At 68.3% G+C, this 22,634-nt stretch carries 27 protein-coding genes; 15 read left to right on the top strand and 12 right to left on the bottom strand.

Annotated features, from left to right (window positions below):
- Nucleotides 1–75: 75 nt before the first annotated feature.
- Genes CQ042_RS09955 through xseA form a run of 5 tightly spaced genes read right to left on the bottom strand, consistent with a single transcriptional unit; the run spans nt 76 to nt 4,350 of the window.
- The gene (locus CQ042_RS09955) at nt 76–1,470 is read right to left on the bottom strand and encodes an aspartate ammonia-lyase (RefSeq protein ID WP_105670318.1); all 1,395 of its coding nucleotides are present in this window, start codon (nt 1,468–1,470) and stop codon (nt 76–78) included.
- On the bottom strand, nt 1,467–2,156 hold the full coding sequence (locus CQ042_RS09950) for a carbonic anhydrase (protein ID WP_105670317.1): 690 nt from the start codon (nt 2,154–2,156) through the stop codon (nt 1,467–1,469). Before CQ042_RS09950 ends, CQ042_RS09955 begins: the two co-directional genes overlap by 4 nt.
- Nucleotides 2,153–2,797 carry a DUF4245 family protein gene (locus CQ042_RS09945; protein ID WP_105670316.1) on the bottom strand — a complete coding sequence of 215 codons (645 nt, stop codon included), beginning with the start codon at nt 2,795–2,797 and terminating at the stop codon, nt 2,153–2,155. Before CQ042_RS09945 ends, CQ042_RS09950 begins: the two co-directional genes overlap by 4 nt.
- A complete protein-coding gene (locus CQ042_RS09940; protein WP_105670315.1) occupies nt 2,794–3,036 on the bottom strand; it encodes an exodeoxyribonuclease VII small subunit in 243 nt (80 codons plus the stop codon). Before CQ042_RS09940 ends, CQ042_RS09945 begins: the two co-directional genes overlap by 4 nt.
- A 36-nt stretch (nt 3,037–3,072) precedes the next feature.
- Nucleotides 3,073–4,350: an exodeoxyribonuclease VII large subunit gene (gene xseA, locus CQ042_RS09935; RefSeq protein WP_105670314.1), complete on the bottom strand. Its 1,278-nt coding sequence runs from the start codon at nt 4,348–4,350 to the stop codon at nt 3,073–3,075.
- A gap of 65 nt (nt 4,351–4,415) precedes the next feature.
- On the opposite strand from xseA, the gene CQ042_RS09930 reads away from it, so the two are divergent.
- The 3 genes from CQ042_RS09930 (at nt 4,416) to CQ042_RS09920 (ending at nt 7,073) form a co-directional block, all read left to right on the top strand.
- Nucleotides 4,416–5,495, top strand: coding sequence for a 4-hydroxy-3-methylbut-2-enyl diphosphate reductase (locus CQ042_RS09930; protein WP_181157520.1), 1,080 nt, complete (start codon nt 4,416–4,418; stop codon nt 5,493–5,495).
- 2 nt (nt 5,496–5,497) lie between these two features.
- Nucleotides 5,498–6,289, top strand: coding sequence for an IclR family transcriptional regulator (locus CQ042_RS09925; RefSeq protein ID WP_105670312.1), 792 nt, complete (start codon nt 5,498–5,500; stop codon nt 6,287–6,289).
- Nucleotides 6,290–6,536: 247 nt separating this feature from the next.
- Complete coding sequence (locus tag CQ042_RS09920; protein ID WP_105670311.1) at nt 6,537–7,073, top strand: DUF6264 family protein; 537 nt, start codon at nt 6,537–6,539, stop codon at nt 7,071–7,073.
- Between the two features lie 97 nt (nt 7,074–7,170).
- Here CQ042_RS09920 and fbaA read toward each other — a convergent pair whose 3' ends face one another.
- Entirely contained in the window at nt 7,171–8,199 is a 1,029-nt protein-coding gene (gene fbaA, locus CQ042_RS09915; protein WP_105670310.1) for a class II fructose-bisphosphate aldolase, read from the bottom strand.
- A 184-nt stretch (nt 8,200–8,383) separates the two neighbouring features.
- Here fbaA and glpX point away from each other — a divergent pair, with 184 nt between their 5' ends.
- Entirely contained in the window at nt 8,384–9,370 is a 987-nt protein-coding gene (gene glpX, locus CQ042_RS09910) for a class II fructose-bisphosphatase (RefSeq protein WP_105670309.1), read from the top strand.
- A gap of 183 nt (nt 9,371–9,553) precedes the next feature.
- A complete protein-coding gene (locus CQ042_RS09905; RefSeq protein WP_105670308.1) occupies nt 9,554–9,841 on the top strand; it encodes a hypothetical protein in 288 nt (95 codons plus the stop codon).
- 65 nt (nt 9,842–9,906) lie between these two features.
- On the opposite strand, the gene CQ042_RS09900 is transcribed toward CQ042_RS09905, so the two are convergent.
- Nucleotides 9,907–11,172 carry a DNA recombination protein RmuC gene (locus tag CQ042_RS09900; RefSeq protein WP_105670307.1) on the bottom strand — a complete coding sequence of 422 codons (1,266 nt, stop codon included), beginning with the start codon at nt 11,170–11,172 and terminating at the stop codon, nt 9,907–9,909.
- Between the two features lie 64 nt (nt 11,173–11,236).
- A complete protein-coding gene (locus tag CQ042_RS09895; protein WP_105670306.1) occupies nt 11,237–11,830 on the bottom strand; it encodes a 3'-5' exonuclease in 594 nt (197 codons plus the stop codon).
- 59 nt (nt 11,831–11,889) lie between these two features.
- Here CQ042_RS09895 and CQ042_RS09890 point away from each other — a divergent pair, with 59 nt between their 5' ends.
- The 3 genes from CQ042_RS09890 (at nt 11,890) to CQ042_RS20295 (ending at nt 14,652) form a co-directional block, all read left to right on the top strand.
- The gene (locus CQ042_RS09890) at nt 11,890–12,630 is read left to right on the top strand and encodes a class I SAM-dependent methyltransferase (RefSeq protein WP_105670305.1); all 741 of its coding nucleotides are present in this window, start codon (nt 11,890–11,892) and stop codon (nt 12,628–12,630) included.
- A 135-nt stretch (nt 12,631–12,765) separates the two neighbouring features.
- Nucleotides 12,766–13,857 carry a redox-regulated ATPase YchF gene (ychF, locus tag CQ042_RS09885; RefSeq protein ID WP_105670304.1) on the top strand — a complete coding sequence of 364 codons (1,092 nt, stop codon included), beginning with the start codon at nt 12,766–12,768 and terminating at the stop codon, nt 13,855–13,857.
- Between the two features lie 585 nt (nt 13,858–14,442).
- Nucleotides 14,443–14,652, top strand: coding sequence for a hypothetical protein (locus CQ042_RS20295; RefSeq protein ID WP_146115372.1), 210 nt, complete (start codon nt 14,443–14,445; stop codon nt 14,650–14,652).
- A 118-nt stretch (nt 14,653–14,770) separates the two neighbouring features.
- Here CQ042_RS20295 and CQ042_RS09875 read toward each other — a convergent pair whose 3' ends face one another.
- The gene (locus tag CQ042_RS09875; protein WP_105670302.1) at nt 14,771–16,024 is read right to left on the bottom strand and encodes a hypothetical protein; all 1,254 of its coding nucleotides are present in this window, start codon (nt 16,022–16,024) and stop codon (nt 14,771–14,773) included.
- Between the two features lie 195 nt (nt 16,025–16,219).
- Between CQ042_RS09875 and CQ042_RS09870 the strand changes: the two genes are divergently transcribed.
- The 7 genes from CQ042_RS09870 to CQ042_RS09840 all read left to right on the top strand — a co-directional run bounded on the left by CQ042_RS09870 (nt 16,220) and on the right by CQ042_RS09840 (nt 21,180).
- Nucleotides 16,220–16,792, top strand: a complete 573-nt coding sequence (locus CQ042_RS09870) for a CGNR zinc finger domain-containing protein (protein WP_219844837.1) — start codon at nt 16,220–16,222, stop codon at nt 16,790–16,792.
- 43 nt (nt 16,793–16,835) lie between these two features.
- Complete coding sequence (locus CQ042_RS09865; RefSeq protein ID WP_105670301.1) at nt 16,836–17,291, top strand: hypothetical protein; 456 nt, start codon at nt 16,836–16,838, stop codon at nt 17,289–17,291.
- Nucleotides 17,288–17,593, top strand: coding sequence for a transcriptional regulator (locus CQ042_RS09860; protein ID WP_105670300.1), 306 nt, complete (start codon nt 17,288–17,290; stop codon nt 17,591–17,593). The genes CQ042_RS09865 and CQ042_RS09860 overlap by 4 nt, the downstream gene beginning before the upstream one ends.
- Before the next feature lie 122 nt (nt 17,594–17,715).
- On the top strand, nt 17,716–18,159 hold the full coding sequence (locus tag CQ042_RS09855; RefSeq protein WP_105670299.1) for a hypothetical protein: 444 nt from the start codon (nt 17,716–17,718) through the stop codon (nt 18,157–18,159).
- 107 nt (nt 18,160–18,266) lie between these two features.
- Nucleotides 18,267–18,797 (top strand): hypothetical protein, encoded by a 531-nt coding sequence (locus CQ042_RS09850; protein WP_105670298.1) that lies wholly within the window; start codon nt 18,267–18,269, stop codon nt 18,795–18,797.
- Nucleotides 18,798–18,809: 12 nt separating this feature from the next.
- On the top strand, nt 18,810–20,471 hold the full coding sequence (locus CQ042_RS09845) for an ABC-F family ATP-binding cassette domain-containing protein (protein WP_105670297.1): 1,662 nt from the start codon (nt 18,810–18,812) through the stop codon (nt 20,469–20,471).
- A gap of 133 nt (nt 20,472–20,604) precedes the next feature.
- Nucleotides 20,605–21,180: an alpha/beta fold hydrolase gene (locus tag CQ042_RS09840; protein WP_105670296.1), complete on the top strand. Its 576-nt coding sequence runs from the start codon at nt 20,605–20,607 to the stop codon at nt 21,178–21,180.
- Between the two features lie 19 nt (nt 21,181–21,199).
- On the opposite strand, the gene CQ042_RS09835 is transcribed toward CQ042_RS09840, so the two are convergent.
- From CQ042_RS09835 to CQ042_RS09825, 3 genes are all read right to left on the bottom strand, one after another.
- Nucleotides 21,200–21,544, bottom strand: coding sequence for a LysR family transcriptional regulator (locus CQ042_RS09835; RefSeq protein ID WP_105670295.1), 345 nt, complete (start codon nt 21,542–21,544; stop codon nt 21,200–21,202).
- A gap of 132 nt (nt 21,545–21,676) precedes the next feature.
- Nucleotides 21,677–21,976, bottom strand: a complete 300-nt coding sequence (locus CQ042_RS09830) for a Fe-S cluster assembly protein HesB (protein WP_105670294.1) — start codon at nt 21,974–21,976, stop codon at nt 21,677–21,679.
- A 107-nt stretch (nt 21,977–22,083) separates the two neighbouring features.
- Nucleotides 22,084–22,593 (bottom strand): GNAT family N-acetyltransferase, encoded by a 510-nt coding sequence (locus CQ042_RS09825; protein ID WP_374954467.1) that lies wholly within the window; start codon nt 22,591–22,593, stop codon nt 22,084–22,086.
- Nucleotides 22,594–22,634 lie beyond the last annotated feature (41 nt).

Raw genomic sequence — 22,634 nt, 5'->3', positions numbered from 1 at the left:
GAGGCCGGAGGCGGTGGAGACGCCGGATGCCGCGAGGAACGAGTCCTCGCGGCATCCGGTGATGCGCGTGCGGGGTCAGCCCGGGTGCGTCATCGACAGCAGGTCGAGCTTCTCGTCGAGCTGCTCGAGGGTGAGATCGCCGCGCTCGACGTAGCCGAGGTCGATCACGGCGTCGCGCACCGTGATGCCCTTCGCGACCGAGTGCTTGGCGATCTTCGCCGCCGCCTCGTAACCGATGAGCTTGTTCAGCGGCGTGACGATCGAGGGGCTCATGCCCGCGAACGCTGCGGCGCGCTCGGTGTTGGCCTGCAGTCCGTCGATCGTCTTGTCGGCGAGCACGCGCGACGCGTTCGACAGCAGACGGATCGACTCGAGCACTGCCGTACCCATGACCGGGATCGCGACGTTCAGCTCGAAGGAACCGGATGCTCCGGCCCAGGCGACCGTCGCGTCGTTGCCGATCACGCGGGCGCACACCATGAGCACGGCCTCGGGAACGACCGGGTTGACCTTGCCGGGCATGATCGAGGAGCCGGGCTGCAGGTCGGGGATGTGCAGCTCGCCGAGACCGGTGTTGGGACCGGAGCCCATCCAGCGCAGGTCGTTGTTGATCTTGGTCAGCGAGACCGCGATCGTGCGCAGTGCGCCGGAGGCCTCGACCAGACCGTCGCGGTTGGCCTGCGCCTCGAAGTGGTCCTTGGCCTCCGTGATCGGCAGCTCGGTCTCGGCGGCGAGCAGCGCGATGACCTTCTGCGGGAAACCGAGCGGTGTGTTGATGCCGGTGCCGACCGCGGTGCCGCCGAGCGGAACCTCGGCGACGCGGGGGAGGGCCGACTGCACGCGCTCGATGCCCAGGCGGACCTGGCGGGCGTAGCCGCCGAACTCCTGGCCGAGGGTCACCGGCGTCGCGTCCATGAGGTGCGTGCGGCCGGACTTGACCGCGTCCTTCCACAGCTCCGCCTTCGCCTCGAGGGCGACGGCGAGGTGGTCGAGCGCCGGGATGAGTGTGTCGATGAGCGCCTGGGTGACGGCGATGTGCACCGAGGTCGGGAACACGTCGTTCGACGACTGCGAGGCGTTCACGTGGTCATTGGGGTGGACGGTCGCTCCGAGGATGCGCGTCGCGAGCGTCGCCAGCACCTCGTTCATGTTCATGTTCGACGAGGTGCCGGATCCGGTCTGGTACGTGTCGACCGGGAACTCGCCGTCGTGTGCGCCCGAGGCGACCTGGTCGGCGGCCTGGGCGATCGCATCGGCGACGGCGCCGTCGAGAGTGCCGAGCTCCTTGTTGGCGAGCGCCGCGGCCTTCTTGATCCGGGCGAGGGCGGCGATCTGCGTCGACTCCAGCCCCTTGCCCGAGATCGGGAAGTTCTCCACGGCGCGCTGGGTCTGCGCTCCGTAGAGCGCGTTCACGGGCACCCGCACCTCACCCATGGTGTCGTGCTCGATGCGGTACTCGGTATCGGTCATTCCGAACCCTCCTTGGTTGCGGGGCCAGTCCCCGGGATAGCGGCGTCCTCGGTGTCGATGCCGACCGTGATCACGGGCACGGCAGTGCCCTCGGCCAGACGGTAGTTGGCGCCGACGATGCCCAGTCGACCGGCGGCGACGGCGTTGCTGATGACCTCGGACGACTGCAGCAGGTCGCTCACCGTGTTGCGCAGGTGCTCGATGCCGACGAGTTCCGAGTCGATCTCGGCCACGGTCGTCCCGCCGTTCTCGGCCAGGACCTTCCGCGCGGCGGGGACGATCGGTGCGATCAGCTTCCAGATGTGCGGAGGCAGGGGAGCGGCGTCGATCGCCGTGCCGTCGATGGCCGCGCGGACCGCTCCGCAGGAGTCGTGTGCCAGCACGACGATCAGCGGCACCTCGAGCACGGCGACGGCGTATTCCAGGCTCGCGACGATCGACTCGCCGATCACCTGGCCGGCGTTGCGCACCACGAACAGATCGCCGAGACCGAGGTCGAAGATGATCTCCGCGGCGAGCCGCGAGTCCGAGCAGCCGAACAGCGTCGCGACCGGGTGCTGCGCCACGGTCAGGTCTTTGCGGCGGGCGACGTCCTGGTTCGGGTGTCGGGGCTCGTCCTGGACGAAGCGACGGTTCCCCTCCTGCATCTGCTGCCACGCGGCGGCGGGAGTGAGCGGGTGCGTCATGAGGCCTCCGAGATGGTGCGGATCTGCGGAACGAGCGATTCGGCGAGCTCGGCGGTCGAATCCGGTGACCGTGCGCCGTAGAGCAGGATGTAGTCATCTCCCGCCTGCGTGCCGATGGCGTAGGTGACGTTGGCGTTCGACTCGGCGCTGCCCGGCTTGAAGACGTCCCACTCCAGGCCGCCGATGCGCACGGTGTCGGTCGGGGCGATGCCGTTCAGACGCTGAGGCGCCCACGAGGAGTCCGCGTCGAAGGCCTGCGCGACCTTGATGAAGCCGCGCTCCCTGTCGGACTTCGGGGCGAGGGTGACCTCCCACACGACGGTGGCGCCCCCCTGCATCTCCGCCTTGTTCGCACGCCAGAAGTCACCGAGTTCGGGGACGAGCACCGGGCGATCCATCGACGACTCGACGCCTTCCGCGACGGCGGCGACGTCGAGGGGCTTCTGCTCGACCGGTTCGCCGCGCGGGACGGCGAAGATGATGACGGCGACCACGGCGACGGTCACGAGCAGCGCCGCGACGAGATTCCTGAAGGTCTGGCTGGAGCGGTACGCCTTGCTGGACGCGGCGTTGCGTGCGGCGGTCTCGTCCGGAGTCTCGGGGCGGCCGAGTTCGGCGATGATCGGGGGCCGTTTGCTCATGATTCTCCCGCAGGCGTCTCGACGTCCGAGGCCGCGGCCCTGGCGGCGTCGAGGCGTCGCTTGGCGCCGAGGAGCCACTCCTCGCAGCGGGCGGCGAGAGCCTCACCGCGTTCCCAGAGTGCGAGCGAGTGCTCGAGGGTCGGAGAACCCTGCTCGAGCTCGGCGACGACCGTGACGAGCTCGTCTCGGGCCGCCTCGAACGACAGCGTGTCCACAGGGGTGTCGTTCAGGGCGCTCACTCCTCCATCTTACGTCGTGCGTCAGGGGCGCCCGGCTCAGGGGCCTTCGGGGATCTCGCCCTCGGACCGGGCGGTCAACGAGCCCCGGTCGAGCGTGATCGTGAGCGCGCTTCCCGTCGGGGCGTCGGCGGCATCGCGCAGGATCACGCCCCCGTCGAGGTGTGCGATCGCATAGCCGCGGGCCAGGGTCGCTGCGGGGGAGAGGGCTCTGAGCGATGCGCGGAGTTCCCCGGTGCGGCGGGCCGCGTCGTCGAGATGTCTGTTCACGGCGTCGCGGCCGCGCGCGAGCAGCAGCCACGTCTCCTGGGCGCGGGCGTCGATGATGGGAGCGGGCGAGCGCAGGACGGGGCGGGAGCGGAGCTGATCCAACTGTGCGATGTCGTGGGAGAGGCGCTGCGTGAGCCTCGTCGTGGCGCGCGACCGCAGCTGCGCGATGAGAGCGCGCTGCTCTCCGACGTCGGGCACCACCCGCTTCGCGGCGTCGGTCGGTGTCGAGGCACGGAGGTCGGCGACGTCGTCGAGCAGCGGATGATCGTTCTCGTGACCGATCGCACTCACCACCGGCGTGGATGCCGCAGCCACTGCCCGCACGAGCCTCTCGTCGCTGAAGCCGAGGAGCGTCTGCGGGTCTCCGCCTCCTCGGGCGATGACGATGACATCGACTTCAGGGTCGGCATCGAGCCGTGCGAGGGCGGCGAGGGTGTCCGGTACGCAGCGGTCGCCTTGCACCGCGGCGTACTCGGTGCGGAATCGCACCTGCGGCCATCGCAGCTCGGCATTGCGATGGACGTCCTTCTCGGCATCCGAGCGCTCACCCGTGATCAGGCCGATCACGTGGGGGAGGAACGGCAGTCGCTTCTTGCGAGCGGGGTCGAACAGTCCTTCCTGCCGCAGCTGGATGCGCAGCTTCTCGAGACGTTCGAGCTGGTCTCCCAACCCCACGTGCTTCATCGCCGAGACGGCGAAGCTGAAATCGCCGGCCTTGACGAAGTAGTCGGCCTTCACCGCGGCGACGACATGATCGCCGACGCCGATATCGGAGGGGATGCGCCCGCGCACACTGGACCACACCCTGATGGAGATCTGCGCGTCGGACCGGGTGTCCTTCAGCCGGGCGAAGACGTTGCCGGCGCGGACGTTCCATGACGTGATCTCCCCCTCGACCCAGACGGTGTTCCACCGCGCGATGAAGTCGCGGATGGTCGCGTTCAGTCGCGTGACCGAGGTCGGGGCGTCGGCCGTCGAGTCACGGGGTGCGACGGAGTCGGCCGGGGGCGTCTCGCCCTGGCCCGTCGTCGCTTCGAAGACTGTCATCCGCTCCCGTTCCCTCCCCGGAGTCTCTCCGGCCTCGCACAGCTGCGCGGCGGTAGAATTCAGGGGTGACCTCGACTGCTGTTCATCTCCCCGTCCCCCGCCTCCCACGAGTTCGTGCGGCGGCCGGGCGGCTTCAGGATAACCCGGTGGCCGGACACAAGCGGGTTCTGCTGGCTGCGCCGCGGGGGTACTGCGCCGGTGTCGACCGTGCCGTCGTGGCCGTCGAGAAGGCGCTCGAGCGCTACGGCGCCCCGGTCTACGTGCGCAAGCAGATCGTGCACAACATCCACGTCGTGACCGAGCTCGAAGCGAAGGGCGCGATCTTCGTCGAAGAGGTCGACGAGGTCCCCGAGGGGGCGCATGTCGTCTTCAGCGCGCACGGGGTGTCGCCGGCGGTGGTGAACGCGGCATCCGATCGGGGTCTGCACGCGATCGACGCGACCTGTCCTCTCGTCACCAAGGTCCACCGCGAAGCCGTGCGCTTCGCTCGCGATGACTTCGAGATCCTGCTCATCGGCCACGAAGGTCACGAGGAGGTCGAGGGCACGGCCGGCGAAGCACCGGAGCACGTCACCGTCGTGAACTCCCCGGAAGAGGCCGACACGGTCGTCGTGAAGGACCCGAACAAGGTCGTCTGGCTCTCGCAGACCACCCTCTCCGTCGACGAGACGATGGAGACGGTCAACCGTCTGCGCACGCGCTTCCCCGAACTGCAGAACCCGCCCTCCGACGACATCTGCTACGCCACGCAGAACCGCCAGGTGGCGATCAAGAAGGTCGCGGCCGGAGCAGACCTCGTGATCGTCGTCGGCTCGTCCAACTCGTCCAACAGCGTGCGCCTGGTCGAGGTCGCACTCGAGTACGGGGCGAAGGCCGCGTACCGGGTCGACTACGCCGAGGAGATCCAGCAGGAGTGGCTCGACGGGGTCGAGACGGTCGGCGTCACCAGCGGCGCCTCCGTGCCCGAGGTCCTCGTGCGCGAGGTGCTCGACGCCATCGGAGACGCCGGCTACCGCGACGTCGAGGAAGTGAAGACGGCGGAGGAGGACCTCATGTTCTCCCTGCCCAAGGAGCTTCGTCAGGACGCTGCGGGTCAGCGCGACGCACGGGCGCTCGGCGGACGTGCTTCCGGAGGAGGCGCGTAGCGTTGAGCGCCGCGGAAGCGGAGCCCACCCTCATCGGGTCGGTGCAACGCGCTCTGCGACTGGTCGACATCGTCGCCAATTCGCCTCGCCCGCTGCCCGCCAAGACGCTGGCGGCGATCACCGGGTTGACATCGGGGACCACTTACAACCTGGTGCGCACCCTCGTGCATGAGGGATACTTCACGTCCGAGCCCGATGGTCTGGTGCTCGGCTCCCGGTTTCCGTCCTTCCAGCAGCAGATCGACTCGCGGGGGGTGTTCCTGGCGCGGGTTCGCGCCGCGCTGAGGGACGTCACGGAGGATGTCGGCGCGACGGCGTATCTCTCTCGCTTCGACGACGGGGAGATGCATCTGGTCGACATCGTCGACGCGGTCCGAAACCCGCGGATCGAGTTGTGGGTGGGACTGCAGTCCAGCGCGCATGCCACCGCGTTGGGCAAGCAGATCCTGGCTGACCTGCCGGATGCCGACCGTCTCGACTATCTGTCCAGACATCGCCTGGTGGAGCTGACACGGCGCACGATCAGCGACCGCAGGACCCTGCTGACGCAGTTGGAACGCTCACCGGGGTGGACGATCGATCAGGAGGAGTACGCGATCGGTGCGACGTGTGTCGCCGTGCCGGTCATCGCTCCCGGTGTCACCGCGTCGTTGGCGATCTCGTTGCCGGCGAATCGTGCCGTGGTGGATCGAAAGCTCGTCTCGACTCTCCAGCGCACCGCGCACCGTCTCGCCCTGCAGTTGGGCGCCGACCTCCTGGGCGGCGGAAGTTCCGGAGCCGATTTCACTATCTGAAGGACGACCCCTGGCGCGGCGGCATGCGTTTTCCTATGATCGAGAGAGTAGCGGCATACATGAACGCTGCTGATCGCGCCAAGCGTCCCCAGCGCTGGCAGTCGATCTGGATGAGGAGCGTCCCCAGCGCTCCACGTCCGCGGCCCCGAGAAGTCCCCACTTCCCCGGGGCCGCTATCGTTTCCGGGGTCCACGCGGTGCGGCGCCCGCTGTGAACCGGCCGGAGCTGGTGCGGTTAGCATTGCGAGATGACCGATCAACGGCCCCAGTACGGGGAACTCGCAACTCCCGAGGAGCAGCGACGAGCCGCCGGCCTGCCGCCGCTCGAAGAGGTCGTCACGGTCCCGCCGGTGGCGCCGATCCCCGAGCCCGCGCGCGAGACGTCCGGTGCGACCGCGCCTTCCGCGAGGTCGCATCCCCTCGACCGCTTCGCGACGATCGCGATGCTCGCCTATGGACTGATCAACGTCATCATCACCGGTCTGTCGTATCTCGATCTGCCGCGCGTGATGAACGACGCGATGAACGTCCTCGGCATCGACGGGGAGTTCACGAACTTCGCAGCCGGGAAGACGTGGGGAACGATCGCGGCGGTCGTCCTCGTCGTCGGATGGGCGATCACCGCAGCGCTCTCGGTCCGTCGCCTGCGACGCGGTCGCCTCACCTGGTGGCTGCCGATCGTCGGCGCGATCGCGACCATGATCGTCGTGGTCATCTGCATCTCGGTGCCGATGACCGGAGACCCGGCGTTCATGGCGTATGTCGAGCAGATGACGACGCGCTGATCTCGCGAGCGCTGCCTGCGAAACGTCGGCACCTCGGAGACGCAGAGAAGGGGCCCGGCGATGATGCCGGGCCCCTTCTCTGCGTGTCTCGGAGAGATCAGCTCTTCGACTGGCCGTAGGAGCCCAGCTGACGAGTCGACTCGACGACGCGGGCGGCCATCGCCGACTCGGCGATCTTGCCCCAGGCGCGCGGGTCGTACTGCTTCTTGTTCCCGACCTCGCCGTCGACCTTCAGCACGCCGTCGTAGTTCTTGAACATGTAGTCGGCGATGGCACGCGTGTACGCGTACTGCGTGTCGGTGTCGATGTTCATCTTGATGACGCCGTTGGCGACCGCGAGCGCGATCTCCTCATCGGTGGAACCCGAGCCGCCGTGGAAGACGAGATCGAGCGGCTTTGCGCCCGTGTTGTACTTCGCGGCGACCTGAGCCTGGATCTCGCCGAGGAGCTCCGGACGCAGCTTCACGCCGCCGGGCTTGTAGACACCGTGCACGTTGCCGAAGGTGAGGGCCGCGATGTAGCGTCCCTGCTCGCCGAGACCGAGCGCCTGCACGGCCTGGTCGACGTCGGCGAAGGTCGTGTAGAGGGCCTCGTTCGAGCCCTCGTGCTGCACGCCGTCCTCTTCGCCGCCCACGACGCCGATCTCGACCTCGAGGATGGCGTTGATATTCTTCATGCGGGGGAGCAGGTTCTGCGCGATCTCGATGTTCTCCGCGAGGGGAACGGCCGAACCGTCCCACATGTGCGACTGGAAGATCGGGTTGCGACCGGCCTTGACCTCTTCCTCGGAGGCGGAGATCAGCGGCTCGACGAAGCCGGCGAGGGCATCCTTCGGGCAGTGGTCGGTGTGGAGCGCGACGGTGATCGGGTAGTTCTTCGCGACCTCGGTCGCGAAACGTGCGAAGGCGAGTGCGCCGGTCGCGCGTGCCTTGACGGTGTGGCCGGCGAAGTAGTCCGCACCACCCGTGGTGACCTGGATGATGCCGTCCGATCCGGCCTCGGTCAGGCCCTGGAGGACGGAGTTGATCGTCTGCGAGCTGGAGACGTTGAATGCCGGATACGCGAAGCCGCCGGCCTTCGCGCGGTCGAGCATTTCGGCGTACTGATCCGGGGTGGCGACGGGCATGAGAACTCCTGCGATAGGGAAGCCGGGACAGCTGCCACTCTATCGGGGCGCACGCGGTGATACCGCAGCCGGGACCCGACGTGAGCGCCCTCGCTCCTGTCCTGCCGTTAAGAATCGCGATTCCTTCTCCGTTTCGGCGCCGAAAGGCGAGCTGTTCGGATGCGCCGATGGCTAGGCTGACCGCATGGTGAGTCTGACAGCGGATCTGAGCCCTCTTCGTCCCGACCGCAACCTCGCGATGGAGCTGGTGCGTGCGACGGAGGCCGCGTCCATCCGTGCGGTGCCCTTCATCGGACGCGGCGCGAAGGAGGCGGCGGACGGGGCCGCGGTCGATGCGATGCGCGCGTTCCTCGGCACCGTCGACTTCCAGGGGCGCGTGGTGATCGGCGAGGGCGAGAAGGACAACGCCCCGATGCTCTTCAACGGCGAGGTCGTCGGCACCGGGCGTGGCCCGCTCTGCGATATCGCGGTCGACCCGATCGACGGAACCTCCCTCACGGCGGCCGGCCGGCAGAACGCCCTCTCCGTGATCGCGGTCTCGGATCGCGGGACGATGCTGGATGCCTCGACGGTCTTCTACATGGACAAGCTCGTCACCGGGCCCGCGGGCGTCGGTGTTGTCGACATCCGTCTGCCCATCGGCGAGAACATCCGCAAGCTCGCCGGCGCGCTCGACAAGCCCGTCGATGAGATCGTCGTCTCCGTGCTGAACCGACCACGCCATGAACAGTTGATCCAGGAGATCAGGGACGCCGGCGCCGGTACGCGACTGATGAGCGACGGTGACGTCGCCGGCGGTATCAACGCGGCTCGCCATGACGCCAGGACCGACATGTGCGTCGGTGTCGGTGGCAGCCCGGAGGGCATCGTCACGGCGTGCGCGATCAAGGCGCTCGGCGGACACATCCAGGGACGCCTCTGGCCGCGCGACGACGATGAGCGCCAGCGCGGGATCGATGCCGGCCTCGACATGGACAAGGTCTACGAGGCCGACGACCTGGTGCAGGGGAACAACACGATCTTCGTCGCGACCGGGGTCACCGACGGGCAACTCGTCGCCGGGGTCCGCCGCGAGCGCGGCTATGTGTACACGGAGAGCGTGGTGCTCCGCGGTGCATCGGGCACGCTCCGTCGCATCGCCTCGGAGCACCTCGTCTCGAAGTGGCTCTGAGCACCCGCACGAACTCTCCGGGGTGGTGGGGATCGCCGCGGAAGGACGCGGCATCGTTACCGAGCCGGTATCGCTTCGCTGCAGGACGATCCACGGTTATCGGGAGCGCCGTGTGACAATTGTCACTGGGTTTGTCGCCGTCGACGGAGCCGCCAGGCACCGCAGGCACAGGAGGGCGAACAGATGACAACGCAGCACACCAGCGGCTCCAAGGCCGCCCCGACGAAGATCGTCACGACCAACACGGGGCGCATCCTCCGGGTGAGCGCCGATGCGGGATCCGTTCCGACGCCGCCGGTGACGACGCCGCCCGCTGCGGCGACCGTCGATCCCGCGCGCCGCGCCGACGTGCTGTTCCGCGTCCGTCGCGACGAGGGACACGAGATCAGCGCCTGGTGGATGATCGGCGCATTCCTCGCCACCAGCGGTCTCGTCATCCTGTTGCTCAGCGGCGTGCCCGGCATCGCCTGATCCTGCTCCGCAACTGTGCGCTGTGAGGCGCGCGCTCGGGCCGCGGGCTCGCGTCCGCTCGAGGGCTACTGTCCGTCGAACCGGAGGCGCACGTCACCGACATCGGCGCGGACGGTGGACTCCTCCTCGTCCTCCGCGGGGTCGAGTGCGACCTGCTCCTCGGTGATGAGTTCCGGCGCCGTGAACCTTCTGGTCGCGCTCGCGGTCACGGCCGGTGCTGTCGCCAGGGCTGAGGCATCGACACCCGGGAACTGCCGCGCCGTGACGAGCACACGGGTCTCGAGAGAGCCGGCGAAGCGGTTGTAGCTGTCGACCGTGCGCTCCAGGGCTCGACGCAGGTCGTCGGCGTGCCCGGCGAGCGTGCCCAGGCGATCGTAGAGCTGGGTGCCGAGGGACAGCAGTGTGCGTGCCTCGGTCGACACATCCTGTTGAGTCCACGTGAAGGCCACCGTCTTCAGGACGGCCCAGAGGTTCACGGGCGAGGCGAGTGCCACCCGCCGGCTGAACGCATAATCGAGAAGCGTCGGATCTTCGTCGATGGCGGCCGCCAGCAGAGACTCGCTCGGCAGGAAGCAGATCACGAACTCCGGGCTCGCGTCGAGTCCGGCCCAGTAGGCCTTCTTCGCGAGCGCGTCGACGTGGGCGCGGACCGCTTTGACGTGCTTCTGCATCAGACCGCGTCGCTGTGACTCCTGCGCATCGCCACCGGGGAGCGCCGATGCTTCGAGGTACGCATCGAGAGGCACCTTGGCGTCCACGGCGATCGAGCTCCCTCCGGCGAGGCGGATGACCATGTCGGGCCGCCCCTGGCCGTGATCGGAGGAGATCGTCGCCTGCAGATCGAAGTCGATGTGCCGTGTGAGTCCGGCGGCCTCGACCACTCGCCGAAGCTGCGTCTCGCCCCAGACGCCTCGCGTGGCGGTCGAGCGCAAAGCGCCTGCGAGCGATTCCGTCGTCGCGCGCAGCGCCTCGTCGGACTCCTGGGCGCGGCGCAGCTGTTCTTCGAGTGTGCCGAACTGCGCATGCCGCTCGCGCTCGATCGCCGTGACCTTGTTCTGCATCTGCTGCAGACTCTCCCTAACCGGTGCGAGCGCGGTCAGCACGGCGTTCTGCTGCTGCACACGCTGCGCCTCGGCACGCTGTTCGTTGCGCGCGTGCTCGACCGCATCGCGGTAGAGATCGTATTGACGGTCGCGATCGTCGCGTGCGGCGGTCAGCTCGGCCTGGGTGCGCGCGAGATCGGCGGCTCCGCGCCCTGCGCGCAGGAACCAGCCCACGGCGACACCCGTCGCAAGGGCGACGAGGACGAGAACGACAGCCAGAGCATCCATGTGTTCATGATGCGGCCGGCATCCGACATTCCGATGTCGCCGCGCACAGGCGTGGCGTGTCCGCTCAGGCGACGGCGCGTTCCAGCGCCGGTGCGACGGGGGCGGTCACCCGCAGTTTCAGAGCGTCCGCCAGCGCGAAGACGTCGGCGGCACCCGCCCTGGCCGCCGCATCGATGACGATCTGCGCGCACGCGCGAGCATCGGCGAGAGCGTCGTGGTGCGAGAACTCCTCGAACCCGGCGGCCGCCGCGGCGATCGGCAGGCGGTACGAGTCGAGCGTGTAGGTCTTGCGGGCGACCTGCAGGCTGCACAGCGAGCGGTAGGGCGGGCAGAGCTGCCCGGTGGCCTCCGAGGCGCGGCGCAGCACGTTGAGGTCGAAGCCGGCGTTGTGCGCGACGAGCACGTCGGCTCCGGCGAAGGCGCAGAGACGGTCGAACTGGTCGACCCAGGTGGCTGCGGACAGCACGTCCTCCGGCTGGATGCCGTGGATGCGCACGTTCCATTCCTGGAAGTCGTCGTGTCCGGGTGGAGGCTGGATCAGCCACCCGGTGGTGGCGACGACCTCTCCGCCGCGTACGCGGACGAGCCCGACGGAACACGCGGAGGCGGGGCTGGAGTTCGCGGTCTCGAAGTCGATCGCGGTGAAGTCCAGTGGCACATCTCCACCTTCTCCCGCGTGCCCGGCGACGGGTCGAAGACTCGCCGTATGCTGGCGACATGGCTGAGGACATGGCGACGTCGTTCGGAGCACAGGCCGGGGACTACGAGGTCGGAAGGCCCGAGTACCCCTTCGAAGCAGTGGCCTGGATGCTCGAGCAGATGCCCGGGGACTCCCGCCGGATCGTCGATGTGGGCGCCGGGACGGGCAAACTCACCAGGGTGCTCGCTCAGGCTCCGGACGCCGAGGTCATCGCGATCGATCCCGATCCCGAGATGCTCGCGACTCTGCGTGACGTGGTGCCCGGTGTGCCGACGTTCGCCGGGACCGCGGAATCCCTTCCGCTCCCCGTCGCGAGCGTCGACGCCGTGGTGCTCGGGCAGGCCTGGCACTGGGTCGATCCGGTCGCGGGCTCGGCGGAGATCGGCCGCGTGGTGCGCAGCGGGGGAGTGCTCGGCCTGATCTGGAACATCCGGGACGACCGTGTCGACTGGGTGCGCCGCCTCACCGAGATCATGCACGGGAGCAACGCCGAGATCATGCTCGCCGAGGGAGGACCCGACGTCGCCGCGCCCTTCGGGCCGCTCGAGGAGAGATCGTGGGACTGGGTGCGCCCGATCACTCGCGACAGCCTGCACCGGATGGCGGCATCGCGCAGTTATGTCATCACGGCGTCGGACGTGGAGCGGGCGCGGATCCGACGGGAGATGGATGAGTTGTTCGACGGGCTCGGGCTCGACGAAGTCGGCACCATCGATCTGCCGTACGTGACCAGGGCGTTCCGCGCCGTGCGCGATTGAGGCGTCGCATCAGGCGATCTCGCCGCATCAGGCCGAGCTCGGCGGCATCCGCCTGACCCTGTGTGTCCGCCTGATCCAGAGTCCCGCCGCCGGACCGCAGGGCCGCAGGACTCGAGCCAGGTAGACTCGTGCCCCGTGGCTCTCACTATCGGTATCGTCGGTCTGCCCAACGTCGGCAAGTCCACCCTCTTCAACGCACTCACCAAGAACGACGTGCTCGCAGCGAACTATCCGTTCGCGACGATCGAGCCCAACGTCGGCGTGGTGAACCTGCCCGACCCGCGCCTGGAGAAGCTGGCGGAGATCTTCGGCAGTGAGCGGATCCTCCCCGCCGCGGTGTCGTTCGTCGACATCGCCGGCATCGTGCGCGGTGCGAGCGAGGGTGAGGGCCTGGGCAACAAGTTCCTCGCGAACATCCGTGAAGCCGACGCCATCGCGCAGGTCGTGCGCGGCTTCGCCGACGACGACGTCGTGCACGTGGACGGTGCGGTCAACCCGGCATCCGACATGGAGACGATCAACGCGGAGCTCATGCTCGCCGACCTCGAGACCGTCGACAGGGCGATCACCCGGTACGAGAAGGAAGTCCGCGGCAAGAAGATCGAGCCCGTCGTGCTCGAGACGGCGCAGAGCGCGAAGGATGCGCTGGAGCGCGGGGTGCTGCTGTCGGTCGCGGGCATCGACCTGACGCCGATCCGCGAGCTGGGCCTGCTCACCGCCAAGCCCGTCATCTTCGTCTTCAACGTCGATGAGGGTGTGCTGACGGATGCCGCGCGCAAGGAGGAGCTCGCCGCCCTCGTCGCCCCGGCGAAGGCGATCTTCCTCGACGCGAAGATCGAGTCCGAACTGATCGACCTCGACCCGGAGGATGCGGCCGAACTGCTCGCCTCGACGGGTCAGGACGAGTCGGGACTCGACCAGCTCGCCCGCATCGGCTTCGACACCCTCGGGCTGCAGACCTATCTCACGGCCGGCCCGAAGGAAGCTCGCGCCTGGACCATCCCCCAGGGCTCGAAGGCTCCGCAGGCCGCCGGCGTCATCCACACCGACTTCGAGAAGGGCTTCATCAAGGCCGAGATCGTCTCGTTCGACGACCTGGTCGAGACGGGCTCCGTCGTCGAAGCGCGGGCGAAGGGCAAGGCGCGTCTCGAGGGCAAGGACTACGTCATGCAGGACGGCGACGTCGTGGAGTTCCGTATCGGAAACACATCTGGCGGATCCAAGTAGGTCAGGTGTCCGCGCAGAGTCCTCTCGAATCCAACCTGACCGGTGATGGCCGGGCGACGACAGGCGAAGTTGCGGGTCGGGCGGTGCTTGTCGTGCCGATGGAGGACCGAGTGTGGGAGTTTCACGACAAGCCCTGGGACGTGTCCGATGAAGCTGGGTGCGAGGACTCATACTGGCCGCACGATGACCAGCCGAACGTGGAATGGTCGAAGTGGGGCATCGAGTGGGTGGAGCCCGACAGGCTCATCGAGTTCGTTCGAACGCATTGGCCCGAATTCGATGCGGAAGACATCACCGCGAAGCGGCTGCCACCGGTTGACGCACGACAATTTTCTCGTGGAGTTCCGTATCGGAAACACACCTGGCGATTCCCAATGATCGCCGACCTCGCAACTGCCTTATTCCGTCGCAGTTAGGCCTCCCGTCACGATGGGATTGATCAAGCCACCAAAACCCGACCCCGCGCTCGAAGTCTTCGACGAGGGGGTCGGTGTCCTTTCGCGCAACGGCGAGATTGCGGGACACGTCGCCACAATTCGCTCGTGGTTTTGGTCTCCGTTCAGTCCTCTGAGGCGGCAATGGTGGGTGTGGTACATCGTCGTATGGGCGGATGGTTCGCGCGAGCGATCCACGGAGGACTACCCGCCTTGGTCGGCCGTGAAGGAGATGCAGGACGGGTATCTGGAGTGGATCAGTACGGATGCCCACCGCGGCAGGTACGACTTCCACTGGCTCGATGGGCACGCCGCCGGCTTGGTGCGCGAGCGTCTGAAGATCAGTGCTGAGGACTTCTAACGGCCAGGACGGCGACGTGGTGGAGTTCCGCTTCAACAACTGACCGGCCCGGGGCGCCGGCCGCATCGGCGGGCGTTCATCCGCCCGCATGTCGCCATGCGTCGCACGACCCCGCTCATCACCGCTCGTTCGCGCCGTCGCCCGGGGCGGTCTTCGCGGTGAGCCTCACGGTTCGCCACACGGCGGCCAGGGCCAGGATGCTCATCGCGACGACGAACGCGACGTACGGGGTGGAGGTGCCCGTCTGAACGGACGACGTCACCAGGAAGCCGCCGATGAACAGACCGAGCTGCAAGGCCGACGAGTCGACGACGTCGATGATGGTGAACACCCGCACCACGTGCTGCTGACGCTCGACGATGCGGTGAGCCATCTCCAGCAACGCCAGACCGGCGTACGTCATCCCGAACGTCATCGAGATGGTGACCAGCACGACGCCGACGTGCTCGCCGACGCCCTCCGCCGACTCCCCGACCCCGACGAGGGCGATGCTGCCGGCCACCACCAGCAGCACGCCGATCATCGCCCGTGAGCCCAGACCGCCGTTGGTCGGTCGCCACACGAGAAGAGCGGCGACGACGGCGACCGTCTGGATCGCGCCGATCGCGCCGAGGTCGGCCGTCGGCCAGATCGCCGCGGAGAGGTACACCAGCCACAACGGCAGAGCACCCAGGTGAAGCGCTGCGAAGCTGCCGAGAATCCACCACAGGACAGGAGGAAGGCGCGGTGGCCGCTGTCTCGTGGGCGATTCGCGCGGTGCAGGAGTGCTCGTCGCCGGGACGGTGACGCGTCCGAAGCTCACCGCCACGCCGATGGCGATGAATGCCAGGGCGGCGAGCAGCAGCGACCTGCCGATGCCTTCGAACGCGGAGAAGACGATCAGGAATCCGGCCAGCAGTCCCCGCCCCGCCGCGTTCCACCCGGCGTTGATCCGCTGCCGGTCGCGGCTTCGGACGCGGGTGGAGAGCAGCGGCTGCCATGCCGTCACGTACAGCACGGAGATGGCGATCTCGGCTGTGATCGTCACTGCCAGAGCCGTAGCGGCGAGCCCTCCTGTGGCCCCGATCGCGACGAGCCAGGCCAGCAGCCCGCTCTGGAGTGCGGCGAGCAGCAGGAAGATCTGCACGTTGCGCCTGGCGAAGCGAAGCGGCATCCGCGCAGCCCACAGCTGAAACGGCAGTGAGAGGAGACCCAACCCGAACGCGATCCCGATGGCGGATGGTGACAGCCCCAGATTCTCGACCGCGAGGATCTGGAAGACCGCGCCGCCGTCGATCCCCAGCGCCGAAGCGAGCACGGGTTTGGTCAGCGCCACCGGGACGAACCGGCTCGCGCGCTCCGGACCTCGCGGTTCGACGTCCGGCGTGTGCACGTGAGCCTCTTTCGACGGCGGGAGAGGAGGAGGTGTTCGCCACCGGCAGTGGCAGGTGCGAGGAGCATCACTCGACACCTGCAAAGATCGTATGCTGGTTACATCTGATCCCGCAACCATCATATTCACTATGCTGGTGTTGCGGCTCGGATGCGGAGACTCGAGTGTGCAAGGCGACGACCCGGAGGTGGAGCGATGGCGAAGTCCGACACGATGACGACCGCACCGGCGTATGCGGAACTGCTCTGCGCTTTCGCGAACACGCTCGATGTGGATGTCGACGCCGACCCTCCGGAAGCGTTCCCGGATGCGGCGGCGTTGACCCGCTGGCTCCGTGGGCGCGAACTGATCGACGGGGACGAATCGGCGGATGATCGCGACCTCGACCTCGCGATCACTCTTCGCTCCGGGCTACGTGCGGCGATGACGCTGCACCATGAGCGCGATGACACGTCGCCTGTTCCCGCGTTGGACACCGCGGCCGCCGATCTCCCACTTCTGGTTGCTTTCGACGGGACCCGCCCCCGGCTGACCTCTGCGCAGCTCGGTGCTCGGGGTGGGCTCGCCCGGATCCTGGTCGCGATCGCCGAGGCGCAGGCGGAGGGCACCTGGGGGCGCGTGAAACTGTGCGCCGCAGACGACTGCCTGCTGGCGTTCTACGACGTCTCCAAGAACCGATCCCGCCAATGGTGCTCGATGGGGGAGTGCGGCAATCGACAGAAGACGCGCGCCTATCGGGCGCGTCAGCGGCAGCGTCCGGGATCCTGAACGTCTCTTTCCAGAGAGGAAAAGGAGCGCTAGAGTTGCCAACATGGAAACTGACGAATTCGAGGCCCGCAGAGCGCTCGATGCGGTCGAGGCGGCGAAGGCGCTGAACGCCGAGCGTCTGCGTCGTCCGAAGCGCTACTGGATCATGCTCGGATCGTTCCTGTCGATCTTCGCGCTCCTGCCCTACTTCTCCGGCTGGCCCCCGTTGCTGCAGTTCGCCGCTCCGCTCATCGCCGTGGTCGTGATCGCCGTCGTCGCGGCGAGGAAACAACCGACAGCGGTGAGGAAGATCAGATTGTCGGGCCGCATGTCGGCGCAGCTCATCGGATTCGCCGTGGTCGCGGGGATCCTCGCCGGCGCCAGCCGGGCGGTGTACTCCGAGCAGGGGTGGTGGTGGGTGCCGATGGTCGCAGCGATCGTCATGTTCGCTCTCGTCACGACCGTGGGACCTCTCATGGATCGCTCCTGGGCGCGCCAGGTCAGCCGCGTCCGCGAATGACGGGCTCCGCGTCACCGGTGTTCGATGCGGTGATCCACCCGATCTCGCGGCTGCGGATCTGCGCGCTGCTCGATCCCGTCACCGAAGAGGAATTCGCGACGCTGCGCGACCTCCTCCAGATGTCCGACTCCGCGTTGAGCAAACAGCTCTCGGCTCTTGCCGACGCGGGCTACGTCTCCCAACGCCGTGCAGCTCGCGGCGGGAAGAGCAGAGTGTGGGTGCAGCTCACGACCTCAGGGCGACGCGCCTTCCAGCAGCACATCACCGCACTCGCGGCACTGGCGACGCCCACGGACGGCTAGGGCTGCAGGGAGCGGGGCCGTCGGGGAACGGATGCTGCGCGCCTGATCTCACCCGCACGGGGGAGTACTCCGACACCTCCGGGGGATGGTCGAGTCGCCCGGCACGCACCAGCCTGGGGGACATGCTCTCATCGACAGACACAAGCACACGTATTCCGGCCGTCCGGTTCCTCCGTTCCCGTCGCGCGGCGGGTGGCATCGGCGCTCTCGCCCTGGTCGGGCTGGGCGTGGCCCATACGGCGACCAATGCCGTCGGCTTCGCGACGGACCCGGACGCCTCCTGGCCGCTGTTCCTGATCTTCGGCGTCGGAGTCAGCATCCTGCTGGGGGCGATCGCGGTCGTCGCCTGGCGCTTCTCACGTCACGGAGGTGGACGCATCCGGCGCGTGGCCATCGCCGTGGTGGGTTTCCTCTGCTGTCTGATGGCGATCAACGTCCTGCGGGTGCACCCTGAGATCGTTCTCTCGCCTGCCGGACCAGGGCCGTGGACGCTCGTCGGAGGCCCGGCGCTTCTGACGGCGGCGATCCTGCCGCTGCGGAGGAAAGACGATCGCGTGCGCTCATGACTCCCTGCGGCGGGTTCGGGGTGAGGTCCCACGCCCCATAATGCTCAGAGGGGGAGGAACGCCGCACGCGTCCATGACGGCGACCTGACGACATCGAGGAGGTCCCTGTGAGGCGACGGTTGATCACGATCCGCATCTGCCTGGTCATCGTCATCGTCGGGCTCGTCGTGAGCGGCGTCACCGCCTTCCCCTTGCGGGAGGAGCTCATGCTCGGGCGCGACATCCTGAGCAGCACCGGGCTGAGCACGACGTTCCCCGATCTGGCCTTCTGGGTGCAGCGGGTCGCCGAGGGGCTCGATGCGACGGCCAGGGCCTACCCGTTCCTCGCCTACGGCACGGACTGGCTGGCATTCGCCCACCTGGCCATCGCGGTCGCCTTCGTCGGCCCCCTCCTCGACCCGGTGCGCAATGTGTGGGTCACCATCTGGGGCCTCATCATGTGCGCCGGCATCGTCCCGCTGGCGCTGATCGCCGGATCGGTCCGCGGTCTGCCGATCGGATGGCAGCTCATCGACATCTCCTTCGGCGTGATCGCCGCCGTGCCGCTCGTCATCGCGTTCGTGCTGACGCGTCGGCTCGCCGGATCGCGTGCCGACGCCAGCGGGGAGGCCGCGTCCGCGCACAGCGCCAGCGGGTGACAGGATTGACGGATGACCGCAACTCTCGTGGCCCAAGGGCTGGCCGGCGGGTACGGCCATCGCACCCTGTTCGATTCGCTCGATCTGACCGTCGCGGCGGGTGACGTCGTGGGGCTCGTCGGCGCCAACGGCGCGGGGAAGTCGACGCTGCTGCGGCTGCTGGCAGGCGTCGGCGAGCCGCAGGCGGGAACGATCAGGCTCGCTCCGGCGGACGCCTTCGTCGGCTGGCTTCCGCAGGAGCACGAGCGTGTCGACGGTGAGAGCGTGACCGACTACATCGCGCGTCGCACCGGGTGCGCTGCCGCGACCCGAGACATGGATGCCGCAGCCGCCGCTCTCGGCGACCCCTCGCTCGCGGCTCCCGGCACAGATCCCGCCGACACCTACTCGATGGCGCTGGACCGCTGGCTGGCCAGCGGTGCCGCCGACCTCGACGAGCGGCTTCCCGCCGTGCTCGCCGACCTCGGCCTCGACCTGGGAGACGACCCTGCGGAGACGATGATGACGTCGTTGTCCGGTGGTCAGGCGGCCCGCGTCGGTCTCGCCGCGCTGCTGCTCTCACGGTTCGACATCGCGTTGCTGGACGAGCCGACCAATGGCCTCGACCTCGACGGCATCGAGCGGCTCGAAGCGTTCGTGCGCGGGCTCCGCGGCGGTGTCGTGGTGGTCAGCCATGACCGCGAGTTCCTCGCGCGCTGCGTGACCAGGGTGCTGGAGCTCGATCTCGCGCAGGGCAGCAACCGGGTGTTCGGCGGCGGCTACGACTCGTATCTGGAGGAACGGGCGACGGTTCGGCGGCACCAGCGCGAGAAGTACGACGAGTTCGCCGACAAGAAGGCCGACCTCGTGGCGCGCGCCCGCACGCAGCGCGAATGGTCGAGCCAGGGCGTGCGCAACGCCATGAAGAAGTCGCCCGACAACGACAAGATCAAGCGCAAGGCTTCGGCCGAGTCGAGTGAGAAACAGGCGCAGAAGGTGCGTCAGATGGAGAGCAGGATCGCCCGGCTGGAGGAGGTGGAGGAGCCGCGCAAGGAATGGCAGCTCGAGTTCACCATCGGGTCGGCGCCGCGCTCCAGCTCGGTCGTCTCGACGCTGAGCTCGGCGGTGTTCCGGCAGGGGACGTTCGAACTCGGGCCGGTGTCGCTCCAAGTGAACGCGGGGGAGAGGATCGGCATCACCGGCCCCAACGGTGCAGGGAAGTCGACGCTGCTCCGTGGGCTGCTGGGGCGGCAGCTCCCGGATGAGGGCACCGCGAGCCTCGGGGCGAGCGTGCAGATCGGTGAGATAGATCAGGCCCGTGCGCAGCTCGCCGGGTCGCAGCCGCTGGCTTCGGCATTCGAGGAGCTCGTCCCCGAGATGGCTTCGGCCGAGATCCGCACCCTCCTCGCGAAGTTCGGGCTCAAGGCCGATCATGTGACGCGCGCGGTCGATGAGCTGTCGCCGGGTGAGCGGACTCGGGCAGGGCTGGCGCTGCTGCAGGCCCGCGGCATCAACCTGCTCGTGCTCGACGAGCCGACCAACCACCTCGACCTGCCCGCGATCGAGCAGCTCGAACAGGCGCTCGAGTCCTATGAGGGGACGCTCCTGCTCGTCACCCATGATCGGCGGATGCTCGCGACCGTGCGGACCGATCGCCAGTGGCAGGTGGAGTCCGGGGCGGTCACCGAGAGCTGAGGCGAGCCGTCGGGCCCGGCCGCATGCGGTTAGGCTGGTGCACGGCGGCTCCGGCCGCGGTCCGGTCGCTGGCGTCCGCCGTGGACGTTCCGCCTGAGTTCCTGACACCGACGGCACGAGGAGATTGACGCCGATGACCGACACCCAGATCTTCGAGCCCGATGGTCGTGCGATCCCCTTCGTCGATGAGGGCGACGGACCCGTCAAACTGGTCCTGATCCAGGAGCGCGATCTCGCGGCCGACGTGCTGGGTGTGGTCGGACACTATCTCGCCGAGGAGGCGGGATTCCATGTCGTGCGCATCGGCCACCGCGCCGAGGCCAAGGGAGAGCACCCCTCGCTCGACGATCGCGTCGAGGATGCCCTCGCGGTGATCGACCGTATCGGACTCGGTGACACCTGGATCGGCGGCCATGGTTTCGGCGGCACCGTCGCGCGGGCCTTCGCCGTCGCGCACCCCGACCGCGTGAACGGCCTGGCGCTGCTCGGCGTCGAGGAGGACGGGACTCCGCTCGCACCCGTGATCCCGGTGCTCATCATCCAGGGCTCGGCCGACACGACCACGCCGCCCGCCAACGGCGAGGCCCTGCAGGCGACCGCACCGGAGCGCGCGAGTGTGAAGAGCATCGACGGCGCGGACCACCTGTTCCCGATGACGCACCCGATCGAGACCGCCGTCAACCTCGAGGAGTACCTGGACTGGGACTGAGCCCCGTCCGGTCGAGCCGCTAGCGTCCCTGGCGCTTCTTGTACGGCTTCGGCTGCCCCTTCACCGCGGGTGCACGCCCCTTGCCCTTCGAAGCCTTGGCCTTTCCCCCGGCCGGCGCGGGGGCGTTGCGCACCGGCGCGGGGGCTGCCGCGACCTCCGCCTTCGCCTCCGCGAGGAAGAGCTCGCCGACGTGCGTCAGCCGCGTCTGACCCTCGCGGTGGACCAGCGATTGCCCGACCTCGGCCTCGAGTTTGTCGATCGACGTGTACAACGACGCCAGCGGGATACCGAGCTTCTCCGCCGCCCGCGGGAAATGGAGCTCTTCCGCGAGGACGACGAAACGGCGGAGCAGAGAGATCTTCACGGTGGCCCTTCGACTATTCGCACGGGGTTGCGAGCAAGACCCAGGTTACGCGGTGCCGTGCCGCATGCGCGTCGTCGGCCGGACGCGACGGATGCCGCGACCTGATCGGCCGCGGCATCCGGAATCCTTCGGTCAGACGACCTGAGGCATGACCGCGAAAGACACGGACCCCTCGTCGTCCACACCTGCGTCGAGGATCTTGTCGTCGAGCGCGACGACGGCGGACTCGTCGAGGAAGATCCGCGTGCCGGACACCTCCACGACCTGGTCCTGAGGCTCCGGATCCGCGGCGACGAGCACAGCGAGTCGTGCGCCGCCCTCCGCGTTCTGAGGCTCGGTCGTGTGGATGCGCAGCCCGGCATCCGGGGCATCGGTCTGACGGCTCACGAGGGTCGTCACGATGGCGGAGGCGTTGTCGGTGAGGGTGAGCACGAGACTCTCCTTCCGGTTGGGGCATGCCGCGGTCGCGACATGTCCGGGCAACGATGCCGGAACCGGCGGATGCCCTCAACCCCCTTGCGCGGATTCGGAGGAGGCTCTTACCCTGCTCGCAGCTGCTTGCGCAGAAACACCTGCGCCGTCCCGTCTCCGTCGGGGACGCGCTCGTGCTCCGCATATCCGCACGACTCGTAGAGGCGGATGTTGGCCGCACTCAGGCTGCCCGTGAAGAGCTCCGCGACGGCGGCATCCGACGAGCTCTCGGCCCTCTGGAGCAGCAGTCGTCCGATCCCCTCGCCTTGCATGTCGGGAGCGATCGCGATCCTGCCGATAAGGAGCACGCCGTCCTTCTCCACGAAGCGGATCGCGCCGACGAGACGCCCTCCGATGCGCGCCGTGAACCCGGACTCGGATCGGAGCTCGGCTTCGAGCTCGGAGAGCGTCTGTGTCAGGGGCGGCATGTCGACGCTGCCGTAGATCGCCGCCTCCGAGACGAAAGCAGCGCGCTGGACGGTCAGCACCTCGCCGGCGTCGTCGTCGCTGATCGGGGAGATGACGATCTCCGGTCGCGTCCTGCTCTGTTCTCGGTCCTGGCCTTGGTCTTCGCCCACGGCGTCTGTCTCACTCACCCGAGTCACGTTCCGGGAGACGT

The sequence above is a fragment of the Microbacterium sp. MYb62 genome (assembly GCF_002979475.1).
Taxonomy (GTDB): Bacteria; Actinomycetota; Actinomycetes; order Actinomycetales; family Microbacteriaceae; genus Microbacterium.
The sequence above is the reverse complement of the archived record's forward strand: the minus strand, read 5'-3'. Positions and strand labels throughout refer to the sequence as shown.